Annotated in this window: 15 protein-coding genes; 14 read left to right on the top strand and 1 reads right to left on the bottom strand. The window is 68.3% G+C overall.

The annotated features are described in order from the left end of the window. The first annotated feature begins 347 nt into the window (after positions 1–347). The 14 genes from AB2385_RS06025 to AB2385_RS06090 all read left to right on the top strand — a co-directional run bounded on the left by AB2385_RS06025 (position 348) and on the right by AB2385_RS06090 (position 16149). Complete coding sequence (locus tag AB2385_RS06025) at positions 348–3590, top strand: BTAD domain-containing putative transcriptional regulator (protein ID WP_367654047.1); 3243 nt, start codon at positions 348–350, stop codon at positions 3588–3590. Positions 3591–3939: 349 nt separating this feature from the next. Continuing rightward, positions 3940–4713 carry an alpha/beta fold hydrolase gene (locus tag AB2385_RS06030; RefSeq protein WP_367654048.1) on the top strand — a complete coding sequence of 258 codons (774 nt, stop codon included), beginning with the start codon at positions 3940–3942 and terminating at the stop codon, positions 4711–4713. A gap of 367 nt (positions 4714–5080) precedes the next feature. Beyond that, positions 5081–5206 (top strand): hypothetical protein, encoded by a 126-nt coding sequence (locus AB2385_RS06035; protein ID WP_367654049.1) that lies wholly within the window; start codon positions 5081–5083, stop codon positions 5204–5206. Between the two features lie 246 nt (positions 5207–5452). Then, positions 5453–6505, top strand: a complete 1053-nt coding sequence (locus tag AB2385_RS06040; RefSeq protein ID WP_367654050.1) for a 3-oxoacyl-ACP synthase — start codon at positions 5453–5455, stop codon at positions 6503–6505. A gap of 238 nt (positions 6506–6743) precedes the next feature. Beyond that, positions 6744–7547 (top strand): alpha/beta fold hydrolase, encoded by an 804-nt coding sequence (locus tag AB2385_RS06045; protein WP_367654051.1) that lies wholly within the window; start codon positions 6744–6746, stop codon positions 7545–7547. Between the two features lie 16 nt (positions 7548–7563). After that, a complete protein-coding gene (locus tag AB2385_RS06050; protein ID WP_367654052.1) occupies positions 7564–7767 on the top strand; it encodes a hypothetical protein in 204 nt (67 codons plus the stop codon). 24 nt (positions 7768–7791) lie between these two features. Beyond that, a complete protein-coding gene (fabG, locus tag AB2385_RS06055; RefSeq protein WP_367654053.1) occupies positions 7792–8532 on the top strand; it encodes a 3-oxoacyl-ACP reductase FabG in 741 nt (246 codons plus the stop codon). A 21-nt stretch (positions 8533–8553) separates the two neighbouring features. Next, on the top strand, positions 8554–9732 hold the full coding sequence (locus tag AB2385_RS06060) for an acetyl-CoA C-acetyltransferase (protein WP_367654054.1): 1179 nt from the start codon (positions 8554–8556) through the stop codon (positions 9730–9732). 52 nt (positions 9733–9784) lie between these two features. Next, positions 9785–11071 (top strand): ABC transporter substrate-binding protein, encoded by a 1287-nt coding sequence (locus AB2385_RS06065; protein WP_367654055.1) that lies wholly within the window; start codon positions 9785–9787, stop codon positions 11069–11071. A gap of 124 nt (positions 11072–11195) precedes the next feature. Beyond that, entirely contained in the window at positions 11196–12065 is an 870-nt protein-coding gene (locus AB2385_RS06070) for a branched-chain amino acid ABC transporter permease (protein WP_367654056.1), read from the top strand. Between the two features lie 3 nt (positions 12066–12068). Then, entirely contained in the window at positions 12069–13097 is a 1029-nt protein-coding gene (locus AB2385_RS06075) for a branched-chain amino acid ABC transporter permease (protein WP_367654057.1), read from the top strand. Then, complete coding sequence (locus tag AB2385_RS06080) at positions 13098–13883, top strand: ABC transporter ATP-binding protein (RefSeq protein WP_367654058.1); 786 nt, start codon at positions 13098–13100, stop codon at positions 13881–13883. It abuts the gene before it with no gap. After that, positions 13876–14580, top strand: coding sequence for an ABC transporter ATP-binding protein (locus tag AB2385_RS06085; RefSeq protein ID WP_367654059.1), 705 nt, complete (start codon positions 13876–13878; stop codon positions 14578–14580). Before AB2385_RS06080 ends, AB2385_RS06085 begins: the two co-directional genes overlap by 8 nt. 63 nt (positions 14581–14643) lie before the next feature. Continuing rightward, the gene (locus tag AB2385_RS06090; RefSeq protein ID WP_367654060.1) at positions 14644–16149 is read left to right on the top strand and encodes a long-chain fatty acid--CoA ligase; all 1506 of its coding nucleotides are present in this window, start codon (positions 14644–14646) and stop codon (positions 16147–16149) included. A gap of 48 nt (positions 16150–16197) precedes the next feature. Here the strand turns inward: AB2385_RS06090 and AB2385_RS06095 are convergent, their stop codons facing one another. Then, a complete protein-coding gene (locus AB2385_RS06095) occupies positions 16198–18414 on the bottom strand; it encodes an FAD-dependent oxidoreductase (RefSeq protein ID WP_367654061.1) in 2217 nt (738 codons plus the stop codon). Positions 18415–18425 lie beyond the last annotated feature (11 nt).

The raw sequence follows: 18425 nt of genomic DNA on the forward strand, positions 1-18425 counted from the left end.
AGCTGCATGCCGGTCGTGATTGCGTATCCAACGCAGCGGCAGGAAGCCATGTTGGACGGTATCCGGAGGTCAGTCCAACCCCCTCTTGCGGAAGCGAAGCCCGTACCACATGGAGAAGCCGGCGACGGCGGTCAGGATCCCGGCCAGCAGGTTGGCGGTGGGACGGTCGCCGGCCTGCGCCGCCAGAAGCGCTCTGACGCACGTGCCAGACGGGGCGATCGTGCCGTCCGTCCCGCTGCGCCCCGTCCCGGGACGGCGGGACGCGCCCCCTCCCGGCTGGAGGAGATGCACTTTCCAGAGTTGAAGTGTAAGTCAGCGTCAGCGAGTCCTCCCAGGGGGGTGGGAGCATGTCGGCCGGCGAGCAGGTGCTCAAGTCCAAGTTGTTGCCGCCCCGGCTCCGTCGGCACACCCTGGTCCGCCCGCGCCTTCAGGAACGGCTGCTGGAAGCCCTGGACGTGCCGCTCACCATCGTGCAGGCCGGACCCGGGTACGGCAAGACCACGGCCCTGGTCTCCTTCCTGGCCTCGGCGCCGTGCCGGTACGTCTGGTACACCGTGTCGACCGACGACCAGCACCCCTTTCCCTTCCTCCTCCACCTGATCCACGCCCTGAAGGCTGCGGTTCCCGGGCTGAGCGGGCGCGCCACCCAGCTGCTGGAGTCGGGCGGCGGGCCCAACCGGCCCTGGACGCAGGTGGTGGACGCCCTGACCGCGGACCTGCACGGGCATGCCGGGCAGGAACTCCTGATCGTCCTGGACGACTTCCACAACGTGGACGAGAACCCCCAGATCGTGGCCTTGGTCGAGCAGTTCATCGAGCACATGCCCCAGCACGTCCACCTGGCTCTCGCCACCCGCCGCCGCCCGCCGCTCGCCGGCCTGCCGCGGTGGCGGGCCCTGGCCGACGTGGTGGAAGTGACGGAGAAGGACCTGGCCTTCACCCCTGCCGAGGTGGAAGAGCTCTTCCTGGACCAGTACGGCATCAGCCTCACCAGCGAGCAGACCGTCGCCCTGGCCGAGCGCACCGAGGGCTGGATCATCGCCCTGCAGCTGGCCTGGCAGGGGCTGCGGAAGGGCTCCACCCTTCAGGACTTCTGGGAGGGGACACCCAAGAACCTCGACACCCTCTTCGACTACCTCGCCCACGAGGTGCTGGACCGGCAGCGCCCCTTCGTCCGCCGCTTTCTGCTGACCACCTGCGTGCAGGAGCGGCTCCAGCCGCGCGCCTGCGACCATCTGACCGGCGAAACCGGCAGCGAGCGGGTGCTGGCGGCGCTGGAGGAGAACGGCCTCTTCACCCAGGCGGTGGGCGACGGCGAGTTCCGCTACCACCAGCTCTTCCACCAGTTCCTGCGGGAGCAGGCCCAGCAAGATCCGGAGGCATGGCGGGCTAACCACCTGGCCGCCGCCCAGTACTACCTGGCCGCAGACAGCCCCGAGACGGCGGCCAACCACTTCGCGGAGGTGGGCGAGTTCGACCAGGCGGCCGGCGCCATCCTCAGGGCCGCCGATGCGATGATCAACGCCGGTCGGGTGGAGGCGCTGGGCGGCTTCCTGGCGCGCCTTCCGCAGGATACCTTCAGCCGCTTCCCCGAGCTGCTCCTCCGCTGCGGCGACGTCGCCCGACTCACCAGCCGCTTCGACGATGCCCTGGCCTATTACGGCCAGGCCGCGGAGAAGTACGCGGTGCTGGGCGACGACCGCGGGCGGTGCCTTGCCCTGATGGGCGAGGCCCGGGTCTACCTCGACACCATCTCCCCCGGCAAGGCCGACGACGTGCTGGCCGAGGCGCAGCGCCTCGCCCACGCCCTCACCGATCACGAGCGGGCCGACCTGATGACCCTGCTGGCCGAAAACGAGACCAACCGTGGACGGCCCGACTACGCCGCCCGCTTCGCCAGCATGGCGGCCGCCAGCGCCGGCGGACCGGTCGACGACCTCCTGGAGGTCCGCGCCCTCCTGCGCACGGGCCGGCTGGCCGAGGCGATGCGCATCCTGGAGCGGCTCTCCAAGCAGGGGCTGGCCGGCGCGAGCCGCGCCCACCGGGAGGTCCCGCTGCTCATCTCGTATATCGCCGCCCTCATGGGCGACCAGCGGCTCACCCTCACCGGGGCCGAGGAGGGCATCCGCCTGGGCAAGGAGAAGCGCTCGCCCTTCGTGGAAGGCGTCGGCCTGATGCGCCGCGCACACGCCCTGCAGCTGGACCCCCACGCCCCGGACGAGGCAGTGGCCGCGGAGTACCAGGCCGCCATCGCCCTGATGGACGAGATCAACGTCACCCGCGGCAAGGCAGAGCCGCTGGCCGGCCTCGCCCTGTTCTACGGCCACCGGGCCGGCAACTGGGCGCAGGCGGAGCATTACGGCCTGGAGTCGGCCCGGATCGCCCGCGCGGCCTGCGACCAGTGGTTCCACGGCTACGCGCTCCTCAGCCTGGGCTCCTCCGCCGCCGCCCTCGGGCGCACCGAGGCGGCGGGGTACCTGCGGGAAGCCGAGAAGGAGTTCGCCGCGACCGGCGATCCGTACGGCCTCGCCCTGGCCCGGGTCTGGCAGGCGCTGCTGGCCCACCGGCAGCGAGACTGGGCCGGCTTTGCCGCCTCGATGGAGTCCGCCCTCGCCGCGGCGCATGAACACGGCTACAACTACCTCTTCACCCGCCGGACCCTTTTCGGACCGGAGGACCCGCAGGCGCTGGTGCCGCTCTTGCACGAGGCGCGCCGGCGCGGCATCCAGCCCGCCTACGCCACCCGGCTCCTCGCCGAGATGGGGATGACCGACCCGGAACACCATCCCGGCTACACCCTCCGGATCAGGACCCTGGGCAACTTCCAGGCCTGGCGGGGACGGCAGGAGATCACCCGCCGCGAGTGGCGGCGGGAGAAGGCCCGCCAGCTGCTCCAGCTCTTCGTCACCTACCGGGGGAAGCTGCTGCAGCGGGAGCAGATCCTGGACCTGCTGTGGCCGGAGTCCGACCCTGAGACCGCGCAGCGGGACTTCCGCGTTGCCCTCAACGTGCTGCTTTCCGCCCTCGAACCGGACCGGCCGGCCCGGGCAAGCTCCTTCTACATCCTGCGGGAGGGCCAGGCGTACGGGCTCAACCCGCACTCCGGCTACTGGCTGGACGCCGACGAGTTCGAACGGCTGGCGAGCGAAGGTCTTGCACTCGGGGAGCGGCGGCAGGAGGAGCAGGCCCGCGACGCCCTGAACCAGGCTGTGGAGCTCTACCACGGTGAGTTCCTGGCGGAGCTGCGGTACGAGGACTGGTGCTCGGAGGAGCGGGAGCGGCTGCAGGTGCTCTACCTGCGGGCCCTGGAGTGGCTGGCCCAGGACGCCGCGCGCCGCGGCTGGTACGAACGCTGCGTGCGGCTGTGTGAGCAGATTCTCGCCTGCGACCACTGCTGGGAGGAGGCCTACCGGCTGCTGATGCACAGCCACTTCCGGCTCGGCAACCGGGCGATGGCCCTGCGGACGTACGAGAAGTGCGTGCAGAACCTGCGGGACGAGCTGGGCGTGAGTCCGATGGCGAGCACTACCCGCCTGTATGAACGAATTCGGAGGAGCGCCGCGCGCCAGGCCGCGCAAGACGACGCGTAATCGCCTTGCAGTTGGTGACTCCCGTGTAACAACGTTTTGTCAGAATCAACACCAACAGCCTGGTCGCACGTGTGGCCCGGGCCGGCCTGTCCGCGGCGGAAGGCCCCGTGAGCGGAGCCCTGTGTGGCACCGGGTGGCAGCTCTACTCGCCGTGTGGCGCCGCGTTGCGGCTTTGCATCCGGTAGCCCTCACCGACCCATCTGGCCACACAGATGGTGATGTTGCCGGTGTCTGGCCGACCCTACCCATCTCCGGCAGATCGTCACCGCAGCCAGGAACTCGCCCCGGTGACCCGCGACGCCGCCTTTTCGCGCTCGCAGATGACATCCCGTCGATGGGAGGGATTCACATGCCTACGGTATCGCTTCCGAACGGCCTCCGCATCTTCTACCGGGAACGTGGTCAGGGCGGAAAGACGATCCTGCTGATTCACGGCAACACCGCATCGTCCCTCTGGTGGGAGCGGGTGATGGCGCACCTGCCCGAGAACGTGCGCATGCTCGCCCCCGACCTCCGCGGCTGCGGCGACAGCGACAAGCCGGCGCCCCCGTGGTCCATCGCCGACCTGGCCGAGGACATCTACCAGTTCACGCAGGCCGTGGGCGTCCAGCGCTGTTTCGTGGTGGGGCACTCGCTGGGCGGCGGGGTCGCGATGCAGCTGGCTGTCGCGCACCCTGACCTGGTGGAGCGCCTGGTGCTGATCAACTCGGCGCCGGCCGAAGGGCTGGTCACCCCGCCGGAGCGGTACGTGCAGCTGGAGGCCGCGGTGAAGATGCCCGAGCTGCTCAAGGCCGCCCTCGCCCTGATGATGCCCACCGCCCCGAAGGACGAGTTCTACCAGAGGGTGATGGAGGAGTCGGTTCAGAAGTCCGCCGGCGCGCTGATTCCCAACGGGCGGGCCCTGGACGTGATGAACCTGGTGGAGCAGGTGGCCGGGCTGCGGGCACCGACCCTCATCATCTACGGCCAGAAGGACGGGCTGGTGACGCTCGACATGATGGAGCGCACCCGGGATCAGATCCCCGGCGCCCAGCTGGAGCTGTGGCCGGAGGTCGGCCACTCCGCCCCGGTGGAGGCGCCCGAGCGGCTGGCGAAGCGGCTGGTGAAGTTCTTCGGGATCTAACTGCATGAAGTACGGGAGGAGCATCCTGCGGAAGGGTGCTCCTCATGATCTACCGGGAAGAAGAAGGGCACAGGGCCGTTCCAGCCACTTCCCATCCAGACCTCGCGAATGGACGGGCGCCCTCGTCTCAACCATCCCATCAAGGGCGCCGACCCGGCCCTGCAGACCTATCGAACCCGTGTCGCGGCCGTTCCACCCCCCTCCCGTTGAGACTGTGCAGTCGTCCCCGGGCACCCCGGCCCCCTGCTCCCTGGCCCGAACGGAAACGATTTGAGCCACGCCCTCCACCCCGCGTGCAGGCGCCCCCCGCCACCACCGCATTCTCCCGCGTCCGCCTGAACGATGTGAAGGACATCGACAGGGGGGGTTGGTCCTCCAGGAAGAACGCTCCCAGCGCATCGACCTGAAACTGGCGGAGGGCACCGCCGCCGGCGACAAGGTCCGGGTGTACGGGCCGGACGAAGACTGCCAGTGCCGCGTACCCATCCGGTAAGCCGGACGGGCAGGCCATGGACGCCCTGCGCGGGGGCCTCACGCGTGGCCTCCCTGCATCCGGCGCCCGGCCCGCCCACAACCCCCACCTGCGAATGAGGGTCTGCTCATCCGAACGGAGGAGCAGACCCTCATTCGTTTTGGTGACTCCCGTGTAACTGCACGGTTACTGAGGCCCTCTACGTTGAAACCGCAGACACGATATTTCCCACCAGCCACAACATGCGCTCACTGTGAGGTGCAGCCCATGACCACGACTCAGCCCCACGTCGGTGTGGTGAGCACCGGCATCTACATCCCGGAGCACTACATGACCGCGGAGGAGATCGCCGCCAGGTCTGGGGTGCCGCTGGATGTGGTGAAGCAGAAGATGGGCATTCTGCGCAAGCCCATCCCCGGCCCCGAGGACGGCACGGCGGCCATGGGCATCCGGGCCGCCCGGCAGTGCATCGAACGGGCGGGCATCGACCCGGCCACCATCGACCTGGTGATCTACATCGGCGAGGAGTACAAGGAGTACCTGCTCTGGACGGCCGGCATCAAGACGGCGCACGCCGTGGGCGCCACCAACGCCTGGGCGTTTGACACCCAGCTGCGTTGCGGCACCTGGGTGCTGGGCATGAAGCTGGCGCAGGCCCTGATGCTGAGCGACGAGCGGGTCAACACCGTGCTCCTGGCCGGCGGCTACCGGAACGTGGACTACATCAACTACGCCAACCCCCGAGTCTCGTTCATGTACAACCTCGGCGCCGGCGGCGGCGCCATGCTCCTCAAGAAGAACTACGGCCGCAACCGGGTGGTGGGCTCGGACATCATCGTGGACGGCTCGCTTTCGGAGACGGTGGGCGTCCGCGGAGGCGGTACCCTGGCCGGCCTCCACAACCACGACGACTCGCTCTACCAGCTGGACGTGTTCGACGTGGACTACATGAAGGCCCGGCTCAACGCCGTGTCGACCCAGCGCTGGGTCGAGGTGGTCAGCCGGGTCTGTGCCCGGGGCGGCTACCGGACCAGCGACATCGACTACCTCGCGATCCTCCACATGAAGCGCTCCGCCCACAAAGGCCTCATCGAGCAGCTCGGCATCTCGGTCGACCGGGCGATTTACCTGGAGGAGTACGGCCACATCGGCCAGATCGACCAGATCCTCTCCATCCACCTCGCCCTCGAGCGGGGGCTCATCAAGGACGGCGACCTGGTGGTGGGGGTCAGCGCCGGCGTCGGCTACGCCTGGGGTGCCACCGCCATCGAGTGGGGGCCGATCGGGGCCACGCGGGCGCGGAAGCAGGCCGCCCGGTGAACCCCATCGGCTCGGGGGGACAGGCGAGGGCCGACAGGGGGAGCATGGGCCGGGCGGACCCCGCATCGGGACCTGGGCCCGGGCACGCCCCTGCGAGACCGGCACACTCGGCCCAGGCGAGCGACCGCCAGGCCAGAACTTCCACCCGGACTGGAAGAGCAGACCCCCGGGGACAACATCGCCCCCGGTCTGACCGAGCATCTGCGGGCGCAACCGCCCGAGATTGGGAGGCGAGCTCATGCCTGAGATTCACGCCAACGGGATCACGCTCCACTACCGGTGGCAGGGCCGGATGGACGGGCCGGTCCTGGTCCTCATCAACGGCCTGCTCACCGACCTGAGCAGCTGGAACGGCCACCTGCCCCACCTCACGCCCCACTTCCGCGTGCTGACCTACGACTGCCGCGGCCAGGGGCTCAGCGAGAAGCCCGACGAGGGCCCCTACACGCCCAGGCTTCACGCCGACGACCTGAAGGGGCTGCTGGACGGCCTGGGCATCGAGAAGGCCGCCCTCCTCGGGGTCTCCAGCGGCGCCTGCGTGGCCCTCAGCTTCGCAGCCCGCTGGCCCGAACGGGTCTCGGCCCTGGTGCTGGCCAACGGCTACGGCGTGGCCGACACGGCGATGCAGGTGAAGCTGAACTCCTGGCTCCGGGCCATGGAAGTCGGCGGCGGCCCGCTGCGGTTTGACGTCTCCGTCGCCTGGATCTGGGGCGCCTCGTTCCTGAACAACCACTACGAGGCGCTGAAGCCCTGGAGGGAGAAGGGCACCGCCCTGCCGGCTCACGCCGTGATCCACCTCATCCGGGGTGCGATGGAACACGACGTGCTGGAGCAGGCCCGCAACATCACCTGCCCCACCCTCCTCATGACCGGCGACGAGGACGTGCTCACCCCCCTCAGCTACAGCCGGGCCCTGCAGGAACGCATCGCCGGCAGCCAGGTCGTCGTGCTGAAACAGGCCGGCCACTGCATGTTCCTCGAGCACGTCGACGAGTTTTCGCAGGTCGCCGCGGACTTCCTGCGCCAGGCGCTCCTGGCGTGATCGGAGGCAGAGCATCGTGACGGAACAGCCGCTGATCGCCTCGTTCGTGGTTCGCCTCCTCCGCGTGGAGGGGGCCGAACCGGGCCAGACCGGTCCGCCGCTCAGGGTCCTGGTGCGCCACGTGCAGACCGGTCAGGAGATGCGCTGCCTCCGCCTGGAGGAGGCACTGGCCTTCATGGAGCACTGCCTACAGCTCTCCCGCCAGTCGGAGGGCGAGTAACGAAAGCAGAGGTGTGAACTGAAGATGGAACGGGAACTTACCGGCAAGGTCGCCCTGGTCACAGGGGCAGCCCGGGGCCTGGGGCGGGCCATCGCCCTGGAGTTGGCTTCCCGGGGCGCAGACGTGATCGTGAATGACGTTCCCAACATGGCAGAGGTCGCAGCGGAAACGGTCGCCGCGGTGGAGGCGCTGGGTGTGAAGGCCCGCTTCTACCCCGCCTTCGTCAACGACGAGGAGCAGGTGAACCGGATGGCCGCCGAGGTCGGCCAGGTCGACATCCTGGTCAACAACGCTGGCGTGAACCGTGACGGGACCATGAAGAAGTCGAAGAAGGCCGACTGGGACTTCGTGATCGACGTGAACCTCACCGGCACCTTCAACTGCCTCAAGGCGTTCACCCCCGCCATGCGGGAGCGCAAGTGGGGCCGCGTGATCAACATCGCCTCTTACGTGGGCCGCACCGGCGTCTTCGGCACCCCGTACTACGCCGCCTCCAAGGCCGGCGTGATCGGCCTCACCAAGGAGGTGGCCATCGAGATGGCGCGCCACGGCGTCACCGTCAACGCCCTGGCGCCGGGCTACATCATGACCGACATGATGATGGGCTACCCCGAGGAGCAGAAGGCCAAGATCACGGCCGGGATCCCCGTGGGCTACTGGGCCAAGCCCGAGGACATCGCCTACTGGGTCGGCGTGCTGGCCTCGCCGCGGGCCCACTACATGACCGGCGCCGTGCTCGACTGCAACGGCGGCGTCTACATGTAGCCCCCGGGGAGGTGCAGACGCATGCGTGAAGCAGTGATCGTGGCGGCCGCCCGCACCCCCATCGGCAGCTTCGGCGGGTCGCTGTCCACCCTCAAGGGGCACGAGCTCGGCACCGTCGTCATCGCCGAGGTGCTGCGCCGGGCCGGCATTACGGGCGACCAGGTGGACGAGGTCATCATCGGCCAGGTGCTGGAGGCCGGCGAGGGGCAGCACCCCGCCCGCATTGCCAGCCTGAAGGCCGGCATCCCCTACACGGTGCCGGTGACGGCCGTGAACAAGGTCTGCGGCTCCGGCCTGAAGGCGGTGGCGCTGGCCGCCCAGGCGATCATGGTCGGCGACGCGGACGTGGTGGTGGCCGGCGGCCAGGAGTCGATGTCGAGCGCGCCCTACCTGGTGCCCCGGGCCCGGTTCGGCTACCGGATGGGCCACGGCCAGCTGGTGGACTCGATGATTGAAGACGCCCTCACCTGCGGCTGGGAGCACGTCCACATGGGCCTCACGGCCGAGAACATCGCCGAGCAGTTCGGCATCACCCGGGAGGACCAGGACGCCTTCGCCGCCGCCTCCCAGCAGAAGGCCGAAGCGGCCATCAAGTCCGGCCGGTTCAAGGATGAGATCGTCCCGGTGGTCGTGCACGGGCGCAAGGGCGACACGGTGGTCGACACCGACGAGCACCCGCGGTTCGGCACCACGGTGGAGGTGCTGGCCAAGCTCCGCCCGGCCTTCAAGGAGGGCGGTACCGTCACGGCCGGCAACGCCTCCGGCATCAACGACGGCGCCGCGGCGGTGGTGGTGATGTCGGCCGAGAAGGCGGCCTCCCTGGGGCTCAAGCCCATGGCCGTCATCCGCAGCTACGCCACCGCCGGCGTGGAGCCCCGCATCATGGGCACCGGCCCCATCCCGGCTACCCGGAAGGCCCTGGCGCGAGCCGGTCTCACCGTCGACCAGCTGGACCTGATCGAGGCCAATGAGGCCTTCGCGGCCCAGGCGGTGGCCGTGCTCCGCGGGCTTGAGCTGGACCCGAACCGGGTGAACGTCAACGGCGGCGCCATCGCCCTGGGCCATCCCGTAGGGGCCTCCGGCGCCCGCATCCTGGTGACGCTGCTCTACGAAATGCAGAAGCGGCAGAGCCACTACGGACTGGCGACTCTCTGCATCGGCGGCGGCCAGGGCATCGCCATGGTGGTCGAGCGGGCCTGACCAGTCCGCCTTCACTCACCTTCCACTACATCAAGGATAGGGGGAAAGAGACGTGAGACGTTGGTTCGCTGCGCTCCTCGCCTGCACGCTGTCCCTGGCCCTCATCGTCGGCTGCTCGGCGCCGCCTGAGACCGAGTCGCCGGCCCAGACCTCCGGCCAGACCTCCAGCCAGAGCTCGGGGCAGTCGGCCGGGCAGTCCGAGACCACGCAGCCCAAGCGCGAGGTCCAGGGCGTCACCGACACCACCGTCAAGGTCGGCGGCTTCGCCGCCCAGTCCGGCCCCGTGGCTCCCATCGGCATCTCGGTGCGTAAGGGCTTCGAAGCCTACATCAAGTACGTGAACGACCAGGGCGGCGTGCACGGCCGCAAGATCGACATCGTGAACATCATCGACGACCAGTTCGACGGCGCCAAGGCGCTGGCGGCCGCGAAGCAGCTGGTGGAGTCGGACAAGGTCTTCGCCCTGGCCCCCATCCTGGGCACCGCCGGCTTCATGGCCAGCTACGACTACTTCGTGGAGAAGAAGATCCCCGTCATCTACCCGATGACCGGCGTGGAGCAGACCGCCCACCCGCCGCAGGAGAACATCTTCGCCGTCCAGCCCAACAACTACGACGAGGCGAAGATCCTCACCCAGTACCTGGTGGACGAGCTCGGCCTGAAGAAGATCGCCGTGCTCTGGCAGAACAGCGACATGGGCGAGCAGGGCCTCAAGGGCGTGAAGGACTACATCGGCGAGCTCGGGGCTGAGCTGGTCTACGACGCCCCGCACGACGCCGGGTCGGTCGACTTCACCACCCCGGTGCTGAACCTGAAGCAGAAGGGCGCCGAGGGCGTCGTGATCATGACCACGCTGGCCGAGACCATCGGCATCGTGAAGGAGATGTACAAGCAGGGCGTCACCGCCGTGCCCATCACCTCCTACGTGAACGCCGACCCGGTGAACGTGCCGGCCCTGGCGGGCGAGGCGGCGGTCGGCCTCTACGCCGGCGGCTGGGTGCCGGTGGCCGACCCGAACGACCCCAACATCCAGAAGTTCTGGGAGATCTACGGTAAGTACAACAACGGCGAGCTGCCTGACGCCTACGGCACCGCCGGCTTCATCGCCGCCGAGCTGCTGGTGAAGGGCCTCGAGGACGCCGGCCCCGACCTCACCTACGAGAGCTTCATCCAGGCGCTCGAGAACCTGAACGACTGGAGCGGCATCATGGCCAAGAACCTCACCTACGGCCCCGGCGAGCGGGCGGGCGTCAAGGCCTTCTACCTGAACAAGGTCGTCGAGCAGGACGGCAACATCGTGATGGTGCAGGTGAACCAGGAGCCGTACCGCCTGCGGTAGCCGCAGGCCCAACGGCTGCGGTCGCTGCGGCCCCTTGCACCGCAACCGATCCCGGACAGAGACGCAGGCCGGGGAGGGAGGCGGGGCCTCCCCCCTCCCTCCCCCGGTATAGGAGGGCGATTCTGTGATCCTCGCCCAGCAGATCATCAGCGGCCTCGCCACGGGTTCGCTCTACGCCCTGGCCGCCCTGGGCCTGGTGCTGATCTTCAAGACAACCGACGTGGTCAATTTCGCCCAGGGCGAGATGGCCATGTTCGGCACCTTCATCATGTTCACCCTGCTGAAGACCGCCGGCCTCCCGTACTGGGGCGCCTTCGTCCTGGCCCTGGCCTTTGCCTTCCTGATGGGTGCGGCCATCGAGCGGGTGGTCCTCCGCCCGCTGGCCCATGCTCCCCTCATCAGCGTGCTGATCGCGACGCTGGGGCTCATGCAGATCATCAACGGCGTGGCCGGCTGGATCTGGGGCTATCAGGCCAAGGCGTTCCCGACGGCGGTCAGCGGGAGCCCCATCATGCTCGGAAGCCTCGTCATCACCCTGCCGGACCTGGTCAACTTCGTCGTCAGCCTCGTGGTCATGACCGGCTTCTTCCTCCTGTTCCGGTTCACCAAGCTGGGCGTCGCCATGCGGGCGGTGGCGGAAAACCGGGTGGCGGCCCGCCTGATGGGCATCCCCACGGACCGCATCCTCTCGCTGACGTGGGGCCTGGGCGGCGTCCTGGCGGCCACGGCCGGCATCCTGATCGCTCCGGTGACGAACCTGGACATCAACATGATGTCCGAGATGCAGATCAAGGCCTTTACCGCCGCGGTCCTGGGCGGCTTCACCTCCCTCCCCGGCGCCGTGGTGGGCGGCCTCACGCTCGGCGTGCTGGAGAACGTGGTCGGCCAGTTCGTCCCGCAGCTGAAAACCCCCTTTGCTTTCGGCCTCATCGTGCTGGTGCTCGTGATCAAGCCCACCGGCCTGATGGGGACCGTCCAGCGAAAGAAGGTGTAGCCCATGGGCAAGAAGCTGCTCACCCTCCTGGGCGTCGCGGCCCTGCTGGCGCTACCCTACGCGCTGCCTGACGAGTGGTCGTGGCTGGTCCTCCTGCTCAACCGGGCCCTGATCCTGGCCATCGCGGCCATCGGCCTCAACCTGCTCACCGGCTTCGCCGGGCAGATCTCCATCGGCCACGCGGCCTTCATCGCCATCGGCGCCTTCAGCAGCTACGGGCTCACGGCCCTGGTCGGCATTCCGTTCTGGGGCGCCCTGCCGCTGGCGGGCCTCATCAGCGCCGCCGTGGGCTACGCCCTGGGCTTCCCGGCCCTTCGGCTGCAGGGCCACTACCTGGCCATCGCCACGCTGGGCTTCGGCGTGGCCGTGCCCCAGATCCTGAACATCTGGAAGGGGCTCTCGGGTGGCTGGACCGGCGTGAAGCCCGCCGCCCCCTACCTCTACGGCCTCTACTTCAAGGAGGACCGCCCCTACTACTACCTGATCCTGATCGCTCTGGCCATCCTCACCTGGGCGGCCCTGAACATCGCCAAGCGGCGCACCGGGCGGGCCTTCATCGCCCTCCGGGACAGCAGCGTGGCGGCGCAGGCGATGGGCATCAGCCTGGCCCAGTACAAGACCACGGCCTTCGCCCTCTCCGCCTTCTACGCCGGCATCGCCGGCAGCCTCTGGGCCCACATGATGAACTACATCGCCCCCCACGACTTCAACCTGGGGCTGTCGATGGAGCTGTTCACCATCATCGTCCTGGGCGGCCTGGCCTCGGTGCCGGGCTCGATCGTGGGCTCGCTGTTCATGTCTCTCCTGCCCAAGGTGGTGGAGAAGATCTCCCTGGCCCTGCAGCGCTCGGGAGCCTTCGACCACTCCCCGTTCCTCATGAACGTCTTCAAGAACCTGAATCAGGTGCTGACGGGCGTCATCCTGGTCCTGGTCGTGCTCTACCTGCCCCTGGGGCTGGTGGACCTGTGGCGGAAGCTCAAGCACTGGTGGGCCGGGCGCCAGCGCCCTGCCGCCGCCGGGGAGGTGAAGTAGGTGGCGCTGCTGGAGCTGAAGCAGGTGACGATGCGCTTCGGCGGCATCGTCGCCGTGGACCGGCTGGACCTCTCGGTGGAGGAAGGCAGCATCCACGGCCTCATCGGCCCCAACGGGGCCGGCAAGTCCACCGTCTTCAACCTCATCAGCCGCTTCTACGACCCGGCGGAAGGCCGCATCGTCTTCGCCGGGAAGGACCTGCTGCGCGTGGCTCCGCACGACGTGATCCGGCACGGCATCGCCCGGACCTTCCAAAACGTGGAGCTGTTCCGCGGCCTCACGGTGCTGGGCAACCTCCTGGTCGGCCAGCACAGCCGCTTCCGCTACGGGCTGATCGCCTCGGCGCTGGGCAACCTCGTGCCCGCCGTCCGGCGGGAGGAGCAGGAGGCCCAGGAGCGGGCCCTGGAGGTGCTCGACTTCCTCGGCATCGCCGCCTACAAGGACGCCTACCCGCAGTTCCTCCCCTACGGCATCCAGAAGCGGGTGGAGTTCGGCCGGGCGCTGGTTTCGCAGCCGCGGCTCCTGCTCCTGGACGAGCCGGCCGCGGGCATGAACCCGCAGGAGACGCAGGAGCTGGCGGAGCTCATCCGGCAGGTGCGGGACCGGTACAAGGCCACGGTGCTCCTGGTGGAGCACGACATGAGCCTGGTGATGCGCATCTGCGAGCGGATCACGGTGATGGACTTCGGCAAGAAGATCGCCGAGGGCACCCCGGCCGAGGTGCAGTCCGACCCGGCGGTGATCCGGGCCTACCTGGGCGAGGAGGAGGGTGCGGCCAATGCTTAAGCTGGAGCACGTCAGCGCCGCCTACGGCAAGATCCGGGCCCTCACCGACCTCTCCCTGGAGGTGCCGGACGGAAAGATCGTGACCCTGCTCGGCGCCAACGGCGCGGGCAAGTCGTCTACGCTGAAGGTCGTGACGGGGCTGCTCCGCCCCACCGCCGGCACCGTGACCTTTGACGGGCACGACCTCGCCCGCCTGGCGCCGGAGGCCATCGTGCCGCTGGGGATCTCGATGGCGCCGGAGGGGCGGCAGGTCTTCACCCAGCTCAGCGTGGCGGAGAACCTGCGCATGGGCGCCTTCGCCCGGAAGGACGCCGCCGGCGTGCGGCGGGACCTGGAGTGGGTGCTCACCCTCTTCCCCCGTCTGAAAGAACGTTACGGCCAGGAGGCGGGCACGCTCTCGGGCGGCGAGCAGCAGATGCTGGCCATCGGCCGTGCGCTGATGGCCCGGCCGAAGCTGCTGCTCCTGGACGAACCCTCGCTGGGCCTGGCGCCCCTGGTGGTGCGGGAGATCTTCGCCACCATCCGCCAGGTGAACGCCGAGGGCATGTCGGTGCTGCTGGTGGAGCAGAACGCCAACCTGGCCCTGCAGGTGGCGCACCACGCCTACATCCTCGAGACCGGACGGCTGGTGCTCTCCGGCCCCGCGGGCGAGCTGCGCCAGAACCCCGAGGTGAAGCGGGCGTATCTCGGGGGGTAGCTCTGATTCTCGGTCAGATTCAACCAGTCGGAACCCCGTGCCACCTGAAGGAGGCAATATCCCATGCTGAACACAGTCGGCGACTGGCTGGGGCGTCGGGCCATCCACACTCCCTTTAGGGAGGGTCTGGTGGTGATGCCGGGTGCGCAGCGGACCGGGCTCGGGAATCCGGGGGGCCAGCCGCTGCGGCTCACGTACGACCAGTGGAACCGCATGGCCAACCAGATGGCCCACTTCCTCTACCAGAAGGGCGTGCGCAAGGGCGACCGGGTCGCCGTGCTCTCGCAGAACTGCCTCGAGATGCTGAACCTGCTCTTCGCCTGCGGCAAGCTTGGGGCCATCTTCGTTCCCTACAACTGGCGGCTCACGGTGGCGGAACTGCGGCCCCTGGTGGCCGACACCGACCCGAAGCTCTTCTTCTACGGCCCCCACTTCAAGGAGACGACGGCCGAGCTGAAGCCGCCGAACTCGGTGGGGCTGGCGGAGGTGGACTTCAGCCAGTACCCGGAGTCCAACCCGCCGATGCCCGACCTTGATCTGGAAGACCCCTGGATGATCCTCTACACCGGCGGCACCACCGGCAAGTCCAAGGGTGCGGTGCTGAGCCACCGGGCGGTGCTCTGGAACGCCTGGAACACCATCTCGGGCTGGACGCTCTCGCCCGATGACCGGGTGCCCATCCTCACGCCGTTCTTCCACACCGGCGGCCTGAACGTCTTCACCACGCCGCTGGTGGAGCTGGGGGCCTGCTCGATCCTGATGGGCCCCTTCGACCCGGGCGAGCTCCTGGATGTCGTGACCAACGAACGGCTCACGGTCATCTTCATGGTGCCGACGATGTTCAAGATGGTCATGGACCATCCCAAGTTCGCCGAGACCGACTTCAGCCGGGTGCGCTTCCTCATCTCGGGCGGCGCCGCCTGCCCGGAGCCGGTGCAGCTGGCCTACCGGGCGAAGGGCTGCCAGTTCAAGATCGGCTACGGCCTCACCGAGGCGGGCCCGAACACCTTCGGCATGCCTGACCACCGTTCGTGGGAGAAGCCCGGCTCCGTAGGCTTCCCCCTCCCCCACATCCAGCTGCGCATCGTGGCGGAGGACGGCCACCTCTGCGGGCCCAACGAGGTGGGCGAGCTGCTGGTGAAGGGCGGTCACGTCTTCTCGGGCTACTGGCGGAACCCGGAGGCGACGGCGGAGGCGCTGCAGGACGGCTGGCTCCACACCGGCGACCTGGCCCGGCAGGACGACGAGGGCTTCTACTACATCGTGGGCCGGAAGAAGGAGATGTTCATCTCGGGCGGTGAGAACGTCTACCCGCTGGAGGTGGAGGACGCGATCTACCAGCACCCCGCCGTGGCGGAGTGCGCCGTGGTGGGCGTCCCGGACCCGAAGTGGGGCGAGGTGGGCAAGGCGTATGTGGTGCTGAAGCCCGGCATGAGCCTCACGGCGGAGGAGCTCATCGAGCACTGCCGGGGGTTGCTGGCGAAGTACAAGATCCCGAAGCAGGTGGAGTTCCGGACGGAACTGCCGAAGAGTGCGGCGGGGAAGATATTGAAGCGGGAACTGAAGTAGGGTATGGGAAAGCGGGACCTCGGGAGCGAGGTTCCGCTTTGCCATACTTCAAGTCGGGTAGGCCCTGACCTCGAAGATCTCCACCGCCGGCCAGCCCCAGGTGGCCAACGTTTCGATGCGGAGGGCGTCCGTCTTTACCGCGGGGAAGGTGATCCGGTTCAGCCGCTGGTAGTTCCCGGACACAGCCGCAACTTCGACCCACTCCCCGCCGACCCGGACCAGGATCCGATAATCGCGCACGATCTCCGGAATCGCGTCGTGTCCGGTGGGGACCAGGTTGTTGTACTGGCGGTTCGGGTCGGAGTTGAACTGGATCTCCACCCTCCCCACCTGCACAGGCTCCGCCCAGTTCAACTGGAGCCACTGGTGCTGCCCATCCTCCGAGAGCCAGCTGTTGGCGCCGCCGTACGGACGCGAGTACCCGTTCACCACGTTGGCCGGGTCGTAAATCACCTGGGCGGGACTGACCCGGAAGCACGGGATTCCATCCCGGACCCACGGCCAGAACGAGTCCCCGTTCCAGTTGCCCTCGTACCCGCTCTCGTGGTTGCCGGCCAGCCGTGCGAACAGAACGCCGGTGAGTTTCGTGCGGCCGGTGACTAACCGGATCTCCGGATTCGGCTTCAGCCACAGGTACACGCCGCCGTCCGGACCTGGCTCGAAACCGCCGCAGTCGACCCGAATCCAGTGCTCCCCGCCGGGCACCTGCACGGAGACTGCCCGGTCGAAGCGCTTGGGCAGGTAGTTCTCAGGCCTGTTCCCCCGCCACAGTTCCACCCGCAGGGTGGTCTCCCGGTCTGCGCGAACCAGCAGGTCCACAGCGTCCAGCCGCCTGGAAAGCGGCAGGCGCAGGTAGTGATCCTCAGCGAGAGGCCGCTCGCCCAAGGGCTCGGCCATAAGCAGGTCCCGGGTGCTCGAGGCCTGAATGGAGGTCGCAGACCGGGCCAGGTCCTCCGGGTCCTCGTTGCGAACCCCCACCACCCACTGCGCATCGCGCAGGAGCAACTGCTGGAGCTCCTTGATGTGATGCTGTGCAACCCCGCGCGGTGTGGTGCCATACTTGACGGCCAGGGCCGCCGCGGTTCCGACCGCCTGCCCCCCTACGGCACAGGTTCCCTGCACTCTCGCAGTGCCAAGGGCGACATGGCTCACGCTGATGCAGCGTCCTGCAAACATCAGGTTCCTCACATTGCGGGAGTAGTAGCATCGGAACGGAATCGTGTAGGGACCGTCCGTATGCCAGTGCCGGGATCCCTCGCCGATGTCGTCGTAAAACCCCGTGGGCGGGTGGATATCAATCGACCAGCCGCCATATGCGACCCGATCCGGGTGCATTCGCTGCTCGACAATGTCTTGCTCAACCAGCACGTAATCGCCCAGGAAGCGCCTGGACTCGCGCTTTCCGGGAATGCTGGCGACCCACTCCAGTTGGAGGTTCTCGACGCCGGGGAACTTCCCGCTGTTCTTGATGTAGTCCCACACCCCGTAGACGATGGCCAGCAGCTCCTGCCGGATCTCCTCGGAATCGTGGATCGTGTTCAGGTGACCACCATACTCGATCCACCACCACAGGCACCGGCTTTCGGCAGGGTTCACCCGCTGCACAATTTTCGGCGCAGTCCCGTCCGTGAACCGGCGGGCAAAGGCCGGGGGGCGGAACGTCACCGGATAGCCTGCATCCCGGGTGTTGAACATGATCGTACTGCCCATGGTGAGATTGTCGGCCTGTTCCGGCGCCCAGGTCTCGCCGTACTGGTCCCGGGACTCCCGCCCCATGGTCCAGTCAGCGCCCGCCAGAGCCCCCACGGTGCCGTCGCCCGAGGCGTCCACGAAGATCTTCCCGGTGAAGCGGAAGGACCGTTCCGTCATGTTCTGGCGCCCGACCACCGCCCGAATGGCCTTCTCACTGCCTGGCTCCATCTCGACGTCATGAACCAGGGTGTTGAAGAAGACTTTCAGGTTGGGCTCCTTGGCCACCGCATCGAGCAGCACGGTGTCCCATACGTGTGCGTTGCCGTCCTGGTTGCGCCAGCGGTTCTCCAGCAGAAGCTCCTCAAGAATCCCACCTTCGCGCCCATAGCGGACGTTCCGGCCGCCCATGGCCCCCATGACCCACACACGGATCTCAGAGCTGGCGTTTCCGCCCAGCACCGGACGGTCAGTGACCAGGGCGACCTGCACCCCGTGCCGGGCCGCCGCAAGTGCGGCGCAGACGCCGGCCATGCCACCACCCACGACGATTACGTCAGCGAGTACCTCTTCCACGGTGTCACCCC

Source organism: Symbiobacterium sp., from assembly GCF_040797425.1.
Taxonomy (GTDB): domain Bacteria; phylum Bacillota; class Sulfobacillia; order Symbiobacteriales; family Symbiobacteriaceae; genus Symbiobacterium.

What these genes read in the sequence shown, in the direction of transcription:
- AB2385_RS06025 (WP_367654047.1), top strand. Translation starts at nt 348, where the DNA reads ATGTCGGCCGGCGAGCAGGTGCTCAAGTCCAAGTTGTTGCCGCCCCGG.
- AB2385_RS06030 (WP_367654048.1), top strand. Translation starts at nt 3,940, where the DNA reads ATGCCTACGGTATCGCTTCCGAACGGCCTCCGCATCTTCTACCGGGAA.
- AB2385_RS06040 (WP_367654050.1), top strand. Translation starts at nt 5,453, where the DNA reads ATGACCACGACTCAGCCCCACGTCGGTGTGGTGAGCACCGGCATCTAC.
- AB2385_RS06045 (WP_367654051.1), top strand. Translation starts at nt 6,744, where the DNA reads ATGCCTGAGATTCACGCCAACGGGATCACGCTCCACTACCGGTGGCAG.
- fabG (WP_367654053.1), top strand. Translation starts at nt 7,792, where the DNA reads ATGGAACGGGAACTTACCGGCAAGGTCGCCCTGGTCACAGGGGCAGCC.
- AB2385_RS06060 (WP_367654054.1), top strand. Translation starts at nt 8,554, where the DNA reads ATGCGTGAAGCAGTGATCGTGGCGGCCGCCCGCACCCCCATCGGCAGC.
- AB2385_RS06075 (WP_367654057.1), top strand. Translation starts at nt 12,069, where the DNA reads ATGGGCAAGAAGCTGCTCACCCTCCTGGGCGTCGCGGCCCTGCTGGCG.
- AB2385_RS06085 (WP_367654059.1), top strand. Translation starts at nt 13,876, where the DNA reads ATGCTTAAGCTGGAGCACGTCAGCGCCGCCTACGGCAAGATCCGGGCC.
- AB2385_RS06090 (WP_367654060.1), top strand. Translation starts at nt 14,644, where the DNA reads ATGCTGAACACAGTCGGCGACTGGCTGGGGCGTCGGGCCATCCACACT.